This is a genomic window from Pseudomonas sp., from assembly GCF_049590575.1.
GTDB lineage: Bacteria > Pseudomonadota > Gammaproteobacteria > Pseudomonadales > Pseudomonadaceae > Aquipseudomonas.
Genome location: NZ_JBAWDE010000021.1, coordinates 70,861 through 82,380, shown reverse-complemented (window position 1 = coordinate 82,380; position 11,520 = coordinate 70,861). Strand labels below are relative to the sequence as shown.

14 protein-coding genes and 1 pseudogene are annotated in these 11,520 nt (G+C 60.1%); 3 read left to right on the top strand and 12 right to left on the bottom strand.

Going from position 1 to position 11,520, the window contains the following annotated elements; genetic code table 11:
- The 11 genes and pseudogenes from WBR57_RS02150 to WBR57_RS02100 form a co-directional block, all read right to left on the bottom strand.
- Nucleotides 1-328: pseudogene (locus tag WBR57_RS02150) on the bottom strand (lysozyme); the annotation flags it as partial.
- The gene (locus tag WBR57_RS02145; protein WP_116626006.1) at nucleotides 325-531 is read right to left on the bottom strand and encodes a hypothetical protein; all 207 of its coding nucleotides are present in this window, start codon (nucleotides 529-531) and stop codon (nucleotides 325-327) included. The gene WBR57_RS02145 and the pseudogene WBR57_RS02150, both read right to left, overlap by 4 nt.
- Nucleotides 528-740, bottom strand: a complete 213-nt coding sequence (locus WBR57_RS02140) for a TraR/DksA C4-type zinc finger protein (RefSeq protein ID WP_424081682.1) — start codon at nucleotides 738-740, stop codon at nucleotides 528-530. The genes WBR57_RS02145 and WBR57_RS02140 overlap by 4 nt, the downstream gene beginning before the upstream one ends.
- Nucleotides 740-1,189, bottom strand: coding sequence for a phage protein (locus WBR57_RS02135; protein WP_116626004.1), 450 nt, complete (start codon nucleotides 1,187-1,189; stop codon nucleotides 740-742). The genes WBR57_RS02140 and WBR57_RS02135 overlap by 1 nt, the downstream gene beginning before the upstream one ends.
- 6 nt (nucleotides 1,190-1,195) lie before the next feature.
- Nucleotides 1,196-2,311, bottom strand: coding sequence for a DUF2586 domain-containing protein (locus WBR57_RS02130; RefSeq protein WP_424081679.1), 1,116 nt, complete (start codon nucleotides 2,309-2,311; stop codon nucleotides 1,196-1,198).
- Between the two features lie 11 nt (nucleotides 2,312-2,322).
- The gene (locus WBR57_RS02125; protein WP_424081677.1) at nucleotides 2,323-3,003 is read right to left on the bottom strand and encodes a virion morphogenesis protein; all 681 of its coding nucleotides are present in this window, start codon (nucleotides 3,001-3,003) and stop codon (nucleotides 2,323-2,325) included.
- Nucleotides 2,993-3,439: a phage tail protein gene (locus tag WBR57_RS02120; protein WP_424081675.1), complete on the bottom strand. Its 447-nt coding sequence runs from the start codon at nucleotides 3,437-3,439 to the stop codon at nucleotides 2,993-2,995. Before WBR57_RS02120 ends, WBR57_RS02125 begins: the two co-directional genes overlap by 11 nt.
- A complete protein-coding gene (locus tag WBR57_RS02115; RefSeq protein WP_424081673.1) occupies nucleotides 3,436-3,897 on the bottom strand; it encodes a head completion/stabilization protein in 462 nt (153 codons plus the stop codon). The genes WBR57_RS02120 and WBR57_RS02115 overlap by 4 nt, the downstream gene beginning before the upstream one ends.
- A gap of 97 nt (nucleotides 3,898-3,994) precedes the next feature.
- A complete protein-coding gene (gene gpM, locus WBR57_RS02110) occupies nucleotides 3,995-4,720 on the bottom strand; it encodes a phage terminase small subunit (protein WP_424081671.1) in 726 nt (241 codons plus the stop codon).
- Complete coding sequence (locus WBR57_RS02105; RefSeq protein ID WP_424081669.1) at nucleotides 4,717-5,736, bottom strand: phage major capsid protein, P2 family; 1,020 nt, start codon at nucleotides 5,734-5,736, stop codon at nucleotides 4,717-4,719. The genes gpM and WBR57_RS02105 overlap by 4 nt, the downstream gene beginning before the upstream one ends.
- 1 nt (nucleotide 5,737) lies before the next feature.
- Nucleotides 5,738-6,661 carry a GPO family capsid scaffolding protein gene (locus tag WBR57_RS02100; RefSeq protein WP_424081666.1) on the bottom strand — a complete coding sequence of 308 codons (924 nt, stop codon included), beginning with the start codon at nucleotides 6,659-6,661 and terminating at the stop codon, nucleotides 5,738-5,740.
- A 162-nt stretch (nucleotides 6,662-6,823) separates the two neighbouring features.
- Here WBR57_RS02100 and WBR57_RS02095 point away from each other — a divergent pair, with 162 nt between their 5' ends.
- The 3 genes from WBR57_RS02095 to WBR57_RS02085 all read left to right on the top strand — a co-directional run bounded on the left by WBR57_RS02095 (nucleotide 6,824) and on the right by WBR57_RS02085 (nucleotide 9,989).
- The gene (locus WBR57_RS02095) at nucleotides 6,824-8,875 is read left to right on the top strand and encodes a terminase large subunit domain-containing protein (RefSeq protein WP_424081664.1); all 2,052 of its coding nucleotides are present in this window, start codon (nucleotides 6,824-6,826) and stop codon (nucleotides 8,873-8,875) included.
- The gene (locus tag WBR57_RS02090) at nucleotides 8,787-9,656 is read left to right on the top strand and encodes a phage portal protein (protein WP_424081686.1); all 870 of its coding nucleotides are present in this window, start codon (nucleotides 8,787-8,789) and stop codon (nucleotides 9,654-9,656) included. The genes WBR57_RS02095 and WBR57_RS02090 overlap by 89 nt, the downstream gene beginning before the upstream one ends.
- 72 nt (nucleotides 9,657-9,728) lie before the next feature.
- Nucleotides 9,729-9,989, top strand: coding sequence for an ogr/Delta-like zinc finger family protein (locus WBR57_RS02085; RefSeq protein ID WP_424081662.1), 261 nt, complete (start codon nucleotides 9,729-9,731; stop codon nucleotides 9,987-9,989).
- 700 nt (nucleotides 9,990-10,689) lie between these two features.
- Here the strand turns inward: WBR57_RS02085 and WBR57_RS02080 are convergent.
- Nucleotides 10,690-11,457, bottom strand: coding sequence for a hypothetical protein (locus tag WBR57_RS02080; protein WP_424081660.1), 768 nt, complete (start codon nucleotides 11,455-11,457; stop codon nucleotides 10,690-10,692).
- Nucleotides 11,458-11,520: the final 63 nt, after the last annotated feature.

The following is an 11,520-nucleotide window of genomic DNA, read 5'->3' as shown; positions in this document are numbered from 1 at the left end:
CGAAGTTGTGGCCATGACTACTCAGCGCGTCGAAGGTCTTCTGCCCGATCGCCGGGTTGGTCAGGCAGTCAGCCAGGGCCAGTTGGCTTTTCTCGACCACCAGCTGCTCCACCTCGGCGCAGCGCTCCGGCGACCAGTAGTCACCCACAATCAACGGGTAGGGGCTGGTGTAACGGGTGATGCCCTTGCACACGGTGGGCAGCCCACCGGCCAAGCGATCCGCATAGACGACGTTCTCACCCTCGCCTTCCCACTTGCCCAGAAAAGCGAGCAAGGGAGCACTGGCCAGCACCAGGACACCGGTGGCGATTTTGATACGCAGGTTCACGACTTGCCCTTCCAGTCGTGCAGCATCTGGCGATACTTGGGAACCAGCAGAAGGATCTGCAGCACCATGTAGAGTGCGGTCAGCATGTAAGCGACCGCGGACCAATCGACGGTTCCCGTTACACCTGTAGCGGCCACACCGATTGCGGGTGACACCTTGGCCAAAGCAATGGCAGTGTCCTGGGCGACCTGATCCGCGCTCATCGCAGAACCTCTTTCTCAAAAATGGTTTGGCACGGCACGCAACGGGTCATGCCGCCCAGGGCCTGGCGCTTCTCCGGGATCGGCTTATCGCAATCTTTGCAATGGGTGAGGCTTGGCCCGCTCGGCCGTGCGTTAGCACGTGCGGCCGCGATCGCAGCATCACGCTGACGTTGTTCCAGGGCCTGGGCGCGATCGAACGGGCAAACCATCAGCGCAGGCCCTCGATCTCAGCCGACGCCAGATACGGCACGCCGTTGACGCGGATAAAGTCCGGGCTGGTGACATCAAACGGCACCTTGTGCTTGGACTTCTCGCCGCCTTTAGGGTCGACACTCAACAGGCTGGACACCTTCAACTTGCAGCCGAAGGCTTCAATGCGCAGCTCTTCCTCGCCGGCCTTGGCAAAGAACACCGAGTCGAAGGGCTCAAGCTGGCGGAAGCTGCCGGCAGTGCGTGCGGCCTCGATAAGCAGGTTGAAGTTGCTGGTGTCGAACTCAAATTCACCGCTGGCCGCCACGTCACCATCGACATGGCCGTTGGGCACGCCCCGGCTTTGTGCCACGGCAGTGTTGTCGGTGATATCCAGGGTGCAGCTTTCGACGTGGACCTGCAGGTCGCCCAGGTTGATGTCGAAGTTTTTACCGCCAATACGGGACATACGGGATTACTCCGAATCGTCGTTGGAAAGGTCCAGGGCGATGTTCGCCGTGAGGTCTTTCGGGCAATTGAGGGGCTTGATCTTGATGTACACCTCGACCTTGGTTTTGGTGTGCCAGACCAGCTGGATGTCGCCGTCTTTGGGGGACTCGATCTCGCCCGGGAACACCTGGCCCGCAAACGTCGTGGACTTGGCCATCACGCGAAGCGGCTTCATAAAGGCGCTGACAGCGGCCGCCATGCTGTTGGCCGTGTTGTTCAAACGCCGATCGGCAACACGCAGGATCAACAGCGGGCGCACCTGGCGGGCGGCCTTGTCGGCCAATCGCAGGTACTCGACAACCTGGAAGTCGCTCGCGGGGGCATCGAGCATGTTGCCGTCACCCCAGAACACGCCCGGGTAGTCGGGGTAAGTTTGCGAAACCGAAAAGCGGGCCTTGTCGAGTTCCGATCGGACTGCCGACGGCAACGGCACGCCGTCTTTATCCTTGGGTACGCTACCCAGAGCCATAACGGCACCGGTGGCCACACGCATTGGGCTATCAGCGATGCTGACGCCGGCATTGGCCAGGCGCCCAGCCAAGACGCCCAAGTCATTGCCGTGCAACTGGGGCACAACCAGGACACGCGGCGCGGCCAAGTCTTTGGTGATCGCTTTCTGCTCTTTCACGTAGTCGGACCAGGACTGCTCCGCAATGATGCCGGCAGTGCTGGCCATCACGAACAACCGACGGCCGTAGGTGTTGCTGACTGCAATGGCGGCGTCGTGCATCGCTGAGAGTTCGGCACCAGTGGCCACGGGGTTGGTGATCACCACCGCTTCAACGGAATAGCCCTGCTGTTGCGCGGCTTCCAGCGCTTCGGGCCAGGTGCCATCTGCAGCGATAGGCGCCGCCAGACATGCCCAGCGATCGCCGCCATTGGCTTTGGCGGTTACGACCTGGGTTTTCAGGTCACTGTCCGGCTGACCCAGCATTTCGTCCAGGTCGCTGTCGGTATTCAGGGCGATCAGGCTGCCGACGCTCTTTGCGCCGGGGCCGATGAACAGGAAATAGCGCTCGATCTCGGTCACGGCGCCTTGGCCGAGGTTGAGATTGTTGACGCTGACTTTGCCAAGTGCCATGCAGGGCCTCGTTATTTGGGGGAGTTGAGGATTTGTTCCAGCACCTGGTTAACCAGCAAGCTGGTATCCCGATCGGAGCTGACGCCCAGAAACTGGCGCTTTGGCAGGGTGATTTCCCAGCTTTGCGCGCCGTTGCCCTCGGCTTTTTCGTCGGACAGGATGCGTATCAGCAGGCCTGCCTTGGCGTAGTTCACGTGTTCTTGAATCCAAGCTACGGATGGCCGGGCCAGGCTCTTTTTGCCCTTTTGGCGCACCTTGAAACCCAGTCGGCGCAGGCGTTTTGCCTGTTTGTCCGTCGCCGCTAGGCCCTCGGGCACCTTGTTCCACCGGCGCATCTGCGCTGCAGTACGGCGCTCGGTTGCGCCGTGGTGTTGCTGTGCAGCCACCCAGCCGGTCAGGCCGTTACGCCAGCCCAACGTCGCGACATCCGCGCTCACGCTGGTTATCTGGAGCAACTTGCCCAGGCCGGCTTCCATCTTCTTTTTGCCCTTGCCGTCGCCCTTGCGTGCCTCGAAAGGTGTGCCATTCAGGTTGCGCTGCTCGCGAATGCGCTTACGACTCATGGTGCGCACGCGCTTGGTGACGTTGTTCAGCAAACGCCGGCGCAGCTGCGGGGGCAGGCTCAATAGGGCCAGTTGTTCGCGAACGCCGAGGTGGCCACGGACGTCCAGCTCGAAAGTGCTACGCGCCACGGTTTTGCACCTCGCCGTGTTCAGCGGTCCACAGATCGAATGCGACCAGGCCCCACTTTTTCCCGAACGCGTCGACCAGGCCGTTGGGGTCTTCGGCCAGGTGCTGCGGCTCGACAAACTCCAAAGTCAGTTCCAAGTCCGCTTCATCAGGGGTGACCTGGTCGACAGCGAAAGTGGGCGCTGGCAGGTCGTCGTCACGGTCGGGGTCGTTGGATTCCAACCAGCCGCCCAGCAGCGCCATCAGCAACGCCGGGTTGCCGGCGAAACGCTCGATCACGAACACGGCGCGATAGCGCATATCGCCCATGTGCAGGCCCTGGGTGGTGTCCTTCCAGATCAGATCCAGGTTGACCTGCTCGGCCCAGCTGTCGATCTGCTCAGGCAGTACCAGGTTGAGGCTGATCAGGTAGGCGGTCAGGGCGCGCAGCTTGTTCATAGCAGCGCCGCCGTGATGCGGCCACGGCCCTGCAGCGAGCGCACAGACTGTTGGCTGAATGCCAGGAAGGTTTCCGGGCGGTCGGGCAATTCCTTGCCCAGGTTCTCAGCAGTGTCGCGGCGGATGATCGTCGCGAACTGCGGCAACAGGCTGGCTTTTGCCCTGCAGTAAACGGCGCGCTTGTAAGTCGCTGCTTGAAATGTGCGCTCGGGCAGCACCATAGGGTCAGCAGATTCCAAGGTGGTGACACCCTGGCTCTGCCAACGCGCTTTGCACTTGGCCAAGTCGCTGTTGACCTCGGCCATCGCCATGGTCAACTCAGCAGTCAGCAGTTCAACCAGGTATTCCGCCGGCAGGCGATAGCCCTTCTGGAACTCGGCCACGTCGAGGTTCGGCCAAAAGCCGTCGTTCTCGATCGCCAGTTCCACCAGGGTGGTGGGTTTACCTGAAAAGCTCATGCTGACCGCTCAAATAGGGCGGGGAGCCTGTTTTCAGTGGTACGGGCCATAAATGGTCGGCTCACTTCCACAGGTCCCCGCTGGGGGGGGTAGTCGGTTATTCGGTGGCCGGGGTAGCGGCCGCTTGTTTTGCCAGGGCCTTACGGACCTTTTCGATACGGGTGTCATTGCCGGCCTGGGCGTACAGTTCGGTCGAACGCTCCAGGTGCTTGAGCGCGGTTTCCAACTGGCCCGCTTCCATGGCGCGCATACCGATCAACTTGTGGTACTTGCTCGGGATCTGCTCCGTCAGCTGCCACTTACCGTCAACCAGCGGCAGCAAGTCGGAGAGGTAAGGCTCCGGGCTGCGATTGGCTTTGTATTCGGCGTACGCCCACTCGCACACCGCGTCGGCGACAAAGGTCTGGATATCACGGCGCTTGAAGCGCTCCGGCATCTGCTGGCCCTGGTCGATCAGCACGTCTGCCAGCTCCAGGGCGTCTTCGAATTGGGCGGTGTCGAACAGCCAGACCAACACCTGCACCGCAACGCGGTTGGGGAAGACCAACCCCGACTCGCAATAGCGCTGGACGTATTCCTGGTACTTGGGCAGCAGCTCGTCGCGCTTGAGTGCCTGGCGCCCGGCCAGGCCATTGATCGCGCTGATGCGCTCCAGGTCCTGATCCAGTGCGGCTTCCTGCAGCAGCAGATGCTTGCGTGCATTGGCAGGGCTGCTCAGGGCTTCCGCCGGTGAATAAGGGAGCGTTGCGGAGGCGGCGGCCGCCACAACGGCGGCGCCTCCCAAGGCGATGGTGCGGCGCTTGTGCGCCAGGGCCAGACTCACGCTACAAGCTCCACGTTTTCAGTCATGGCGAACTTTTCCAGCTGCTCGATCACATAACCTTCATTGCGGCTGTTGAAGTCCTCGACGCGGGAGCGCTTCGGATTGTCGATGGTCTGTTTGCGCCAGCTGGAATCCTGGAAGTAGATCGACAGGTTGTCCCAACTGGTAACGACCACACCGTTTACCGGGAAGAACGGCACGCTAAAACTCGGCAAACCGCCGTAGGTGGCAATCACCTGGGCCTCTTCGATGCGCTCTTTTTCGGTCGGAGTGTCGCCCTGCTTCGAATACAGCTTGGCCTTGTCAGCGGCCAGGAGGTCAGTACCGATGATCGCGATCAGGTCGCCGGCATCGCGCAGACGCTCGTCAACCAGTTGTTTGGTGTCGTGCACCAGGGCATCGAGGTTGGCATAGTCGCCGCCGGCGCCAAGGGTGACCTTGCCAGCCTCCTTGCCTTCCTTGAGAACTTGGGCCGGGATTTGCTCACGGGCCTGTTGCAGCCAACCTTTGTTGACGTCCTGCAGCATCGGGTACTGCTCGATGTCGGTCTGCACTGCAGCGTGGGTGCCATGGAAGCCGACCATGATGCGGTCCAGCGCGATCTGCTTTTGAACAGCAGCGGAATAGCGCTGGTGGAAGTCTGGGAACTTGGCCCAGGCGTCGATCTTGGCGTACGGCAGCCCCACATCGGATTCGGTGGAAGACAGCTCATAGGTGGACTGATCCAGCGCCGACGCGTCTTTGGCTTCGCGGTCCTTGGTTTTGGTGTTGGTGCGACCAGTGACCGGCCCCGACACGCCAATGAAGACCTTCTGACCTTTGATCTCGGTCACTGGGATGACGTTGATCCGCCCCAGGAAGTCCGACTTGGCCGTAATGGCGTCGTTCAGCTCCTGGGCAATGGTCGGATCGACGCTGAACATCTTGGTGGCCAGGTCGACGCCGTAGCTTTCCGCGATGGCCAGCTGCAGCTCCGCAAACATTTGGGCGCCGAAGGCGCTCAGAGAGTAGGCCATGTCAGAGTACCCGCGTCTTGGCAGCGTTTACCGGGCCTGGGTTGCGTGGCAACTGGCGACCGGCCGAAGTGTTCTGCAGCGCGCTGAATTGCTGTTCCAGCTTCCTCAGGCTTGCCAAAACGGCCTTGTTCGAAGCGCCACCATTGCGGCGGAATTCGCGCTCTTGCTCAGCGGTGGTGACGATATCGTCTACTGCGGTGCTGACGTCATCGATCAAGTCCTGGTCGGGCTCTGGTGCATCTGCGGCGGCGGGCTCAATGACGGCTTGAAGGCCGGCGGCGACAACCAGCAGCTGCGCCACCAGGGCTGTCAAAGCCGTTGCTGTAGCTTCATCCATTGGGGGTTTGCTCTCTGTTTGAGGTGGAGTGGTTTCTGTGGGCGGCATATCAGCGGCGAAACGCTTGAAAAAGCCGGTCAGGGCATTGATCAGTCCGGTTTCTGCGACGGCTTGGCTGTCGTCCTGCAGGCGGCCGAGTTCTACCGAGGCGGCGTAATAGGAGGCGCGGGTGTTCTTGTGCGAGAAGTAGAGTTCCTGGGTGCCTACGCTGGCCGGCTGGTCGGTGACGCCCAAACCGGTCAGATACGCTTTGCCCTTGCCACGGAAGTCCGGGGTAATTTCGATGCTGCTGAACAGCTTCTGGCCTTGGTCATTCAGGTACAGCAGGCGGTCGTTGGGCTTCAATTGCGCTTCCAACGCCACTTCGCCCGGCTCCAGGTCATCGGCTTCTTCCACCAGACGCACCGCATAGACGGTGCCGTGGGAGCCAGGCCAACGTTCGTGGTCGCACCAAATTACAGCCGTGTAAAAAGACGGCTTGTAGGTTTCAGCGATGTCGCGCAGTTCCTGGGGAAGGATCACGCGCCCATCAACGGTGGCACCGCTGGTGGCGACACGTTTCCAGAACGAAACAAGGGAACGGGGCATGGGTTTAACTGCGCTCAAACAGCTGAATGAGCCGCCAAGATAGGGAGCCATCTGCCCTCAAACAAACGGTTCAAATGCGCGTTTCTCCTATATTCGCGATATAGGTGAATCACGGAATTTAACACCGCGTTTCCAGCGTTTTCGCCGCATAGACTGCGGCCTATGTACTACTCGACCGAAGTTAAAGAAGCCGCCAAACGCCTGTTTCTGCGCCGCTGTAAAGCCAAGGAAATTCAGGCGCAGCTCAACCTGCCCAACATCCGGATCGTCTACTACTGGATACGCCAGGGTGGATGGGAAGACATGCTGTCGGACGAAGAACCGCTGACCGCCGTTGGCCGGCGAATCACCCTCCTCCTGGACAAAGCCAGCAGCCTGACTAAAGACGAGCTCAACGAGCTGGACCGGCTGACTACTGTTCGCGAGCGACTGCTAAAGCAAGCGATCAAACCTATGCCGGCGCCGGCCGGGGAATCTGCCGTCGAGTCTCAGGAACGTCGCCCAGGCGCGCGAGGTGAGCGATCCCCCCGTAGCGAGGGTGGCGGCAAGAAAAAGGAAAAGAAGGCCAAGAACGACATCAGCGGGCTGACCGAAGTCGACTTCCTGGATAAGTTCATCAGCAAGATGTACCGCTATCAGCAGGAGTTGTTCGCGGCCAAGCAAAACCCGCTGACGAGCCGGATCCGCAACATCCTCAAAAGCCGTCAGGTGGGCCTGACCTATTACTTCGCCGGCGAAGCGTTCATGGACGCGGTACTCAGCGGCGACAATCAGGTCTTCCTATCGGCAAGCCGCTCGCAGTCGGAGATTTTCCGCAGCTACATCATCCAGTTTGCCAAGCAGTGGTTTGACATCGAGCTGACCGGCAACCCGATCACGCTCAGCAACGGCGCCGAACTGCGCTTCCTGTCGACCAACAGCAGCACCGCCCAGGGCTACCATGGCCATGTGTACGTGGATGAGTATTTCTGGATCCGCGACTTCGAAAAACTCAGCACCGTGGCCAGCGCCATGGGCACCCACAAGAAGTGGCGCAAAACCTACTTCTCGACGCCCAGCGCGGTGTCGCACCAGGCGTACCCTTTCTGGTCAGGCGAAGAATTCCGCAACAGCAAACGCGGCAAAAAGGCCGGCGGCACCTGGCCTGTCGAAGCGTCCTATACGCAGGGCGCGCTATGCCCCGATGGTCAATGGCGCAAGACCATCACCATCCAGGATGCGATCGATGGCGGCTGCGATCTATTCGACCTTGAGCAGCTGCAGCTGGAGTACGACGAAGACAAATTCCAGCAGCTGTTTTACTGCAAATTCATCGACAGCAGCCAAAGCGCGTTCGGCCTCAAGGATCTGGAGCGCTGCTATTCCGACCTATCGTTGTGGGAGGACTACAACCCGGAATTGGATCGGCCGTTCGGCAACAGTCCGGTATGGCTTGGCTACGATCCGAGCCGCACCCGCGACGACGCGACGTGCGTGGTCGTCGCTCCCCCGCTGGAACCCGGGGCGAAATTTCGCATCCTGGAAAAGCACAGCTGGAGGGGGCATTCGTTCAACTACCAGGCCGCCCAGGTCAAAAAGCTCACCGAGCGCTTCAACGTCCAACACATCGGTATCGACATCACCGGCGTGGGCTATGGCGTGTTCGACCTGGTGCGCGACTTCTACCCCAAAGCCACGCCGATCCATTACAGCCTTGAGACCAAGAACCTGCTGGTACTCAAGGCCCAGGACACGATTCAAGGCAGCCGTATTGAGTGGGACGCCGGCTGGACCGACATCGCCCAGGCCTTCCTGACCATCAAGCGCGGCACCACCAACAGTGGCCAAGTCACCTACAGCGCCTCGCGCACCGACGCCACCGGCCACGCCGATATCGCCTGGTCGATCATGCACGCCCTGTTCAATGAACCCCTCAATACCAACAAGCGGCGCCGCAGCCGCTACGTCACGAGCGGAACCAATGCCCAAGCCACGACACAAAAAAGCCCAAGCCAGCCAACAGGTGCAACAGCCACAGCCAATGCGGGCGTTCACCTTCGGGGAACCCGAACAGGTGCTGTCCGGGAACATCGGCGAGTACCTGGGGGTATTTCTCAGCGACGACGGCGAAATCTACAAGCCGCCAGTGTCGCGGGCGGGCCTGGCCAAGCTGCTGCGCGCCAACGCGCACCACGGCGCCATTCCCAAGTTCAAGCGCAACCTGCTGCTGCGTGAATTCATCCCGTCCGAGGGCTGCAGCACGCAAACCATGGGCCGTGCCAGCCTGGACTACATGGTGTTTGGTGAGGCGTATTTTTACCGCGACACCAACGCCTTCGGCGAAGTTCTGGAGATGCAGCACCTGCCGGCGATCAACATGCGGGTGAAGGTCGATGGCGGTTTCAGAATGCTGCTGCCCGACAGCAAGTACATGGACTTCGACCAGGACGAAATCGAACACGTCCTGGACTACGACGTGGAACAGAACATCTACGGCGTGCCCGACTACCTGGGCGGCCTGCAGGCGCTGTTGCTCAACGAAGCCGCGACTCTGTTCCGCCGGCGCTACTACAGCAATGGCGCGCATGCGGGTTACATCTTCTACACCAACGATCCGGACCTGACCGAGGAAGACGAAGACAACCTGCGCACCCAAATCAGCGCCAGCAAGGGTGTGGGTAACTTTCGCTCGATGTTCGTCAACATCCCCAATGGCAAGGAGAACGCGATTCAGATCATCCCCGTGGGGGATTTTCAGGCTAAGGACGAGCTGGAGAAGGTGAAGAACATCACGCGCAACGACGTGATCGCAGCATGGCGGATGAACCCTGCCCTTGCCGGGATCATCCCAGAAAACAACGGGGGCTTTGGTGATATCGAGAAGATTGACCGGGTGTACACCAGTAACGAAATCAGGCCGATCTGTCAGTTGTTCGACCAGATCAACGAATCGCTACGCCAAGACAGGAGAATCAGCTGGCGAAGCCCAAAAACACCAGAGAAAACTACTGAATAAATAGACAGTACCTAGTGAATATCACCTACGAGAGAGGCATAATGATGGCTCTTGAACCCTGGGGAGGGGAATATGCGGATCTATTGCACCGCCTGCGATCACAAAGGGCGAATCAGCTCACGAGAGGAGATTACCCGGGGCTACGTGAAGTTGTACTGCCAATGCTTGGACGCGCAGTGCGGCCACACCTGGGTGTCCGAATTGACGTTCAAACACTCCCTGCGTGCTCCGACGCAACGCCTGGAAACTCTTCTGGTGGAACGCATTCGGAATTTGCCGGCGGAACAGCAGCAGGAGCTATTTCTGCAGGTCGGCGCCGCGCAACACGCCTGATCGTCGGAAAAGCCTCGCCCATTTCCTGGCGACTCATAACGACACCAGCGTACTGCCACCCTTCGGCATTGCTCCGCATTCGTGGCCCTCACATCGCAATGCCTGCAGCGCAGGCATGTAAGCCGCCAACGCTATCTCATCTGACTCACACAATTGTGGCGCGGCGGTACCCGCGAAGCGGCCGGTTGCCTGGCAAAACCAAACCCAAAAATCTAAGCCGCGCCGCGCATACGTGTCCGCGATCCCCGCAGGCGAAGTTTAAAACTCACCTCGGCGCGCCCAATTGCCGCTTTATGCCCGTTAGATCCCCGGCACGTAGTGCTGGGTATCTAGCATGGGTGCAGGGCACTGCCCTGCCGCTGGGCGGGCGCGCAGCCCGCGCTCGTCATAAAAAGCTGAGCGCAGCGAACTGAGCCCCTGGGCGAAGGCATCATCATGTACCCAACACACTGACCCTGCGGACACCTCGTAAATCTCTTTTTTTTACCCTTTGGGGATGCTGGGAGGGGTATAAAATTCCATTTAATTCAAAGGCTTTCTGGATCACCCGGACGCACGCCGGCGCCGCCGAAAAATGACGATGAAAATGGGGGGTGAAGGATGGCGTTTATCCGCACGACGACACATGCGGGTGATGCGAGTACAACGATAGGAGGTTTTTTCGACCACCAGGCGTAACCTGGCCTCGCAGGGGATGCGATTAATTCGTCGGGGTGTCTTTCTTTACCTGGACATTGCGCAGCAAGCGCGCCATGGACTCGTCCACGCCGCCTGGGCCTCTGTCCGGCTCCAGAGGACGCTTTATCCCCCCAGGTGATCCGCTAGTAGGGGTCAGCGTTTCATACTGGCCACACGAATGAGCCGCCTTGCGCGCCTCACTCTTTTCCCAGTTGCTCCGGGATTGCTGTCGCCGGAACGCTTCCAAAGATGCCTTTTCTTGTCGAGCTGCGCGCAGGTCGCTGACTTCGCGTAGCTCCTTGTCTCGACGCTTGAGTGCGGCCTTCTTGGCCCGATACCAGAGGTAGCGCAGGCCAAGATCGGCGAAGAACTTTTCGGTGAATCGCACCAGGACGCGAGTCCGCACCAGGTTAAGCCCGGCCTCGTCCTTTTCGTCCAGTCGCACTTTTTCGATCCGCCGGTAAACGTACCCGGCGAGGTCCAGGCTGTGCATAAGACGGTTAAGGGACGCTGGGGACATATCGCAATCTTCCGCGATACCGCATTGCGTGTTGAGGAAGTACTGCCCGCGCTCGACGTCGAGCCAACCCAGCACACCGGTGGCCAAGTCCAGGCGCAGCAGCATCTGCTCGGACGCCTTGGCCAAGGCTTCAAACTTCTCGGAACGGGTGCGGCGACCTCCATGGATGGTGTCCAGGTCGCGCAGGTATTTGCCACGCAGGTCACCGATCTGGCGGAGTCGAGAAAACGCCATCCGTAGCAACGGATTTTTCAGTTGCTGACCGGTCAAGCGACGTGGAGCTGAATACCGAGGCGCCCGAATTGGAGCCTGCAGTGCGGCGTGGGGACTTTT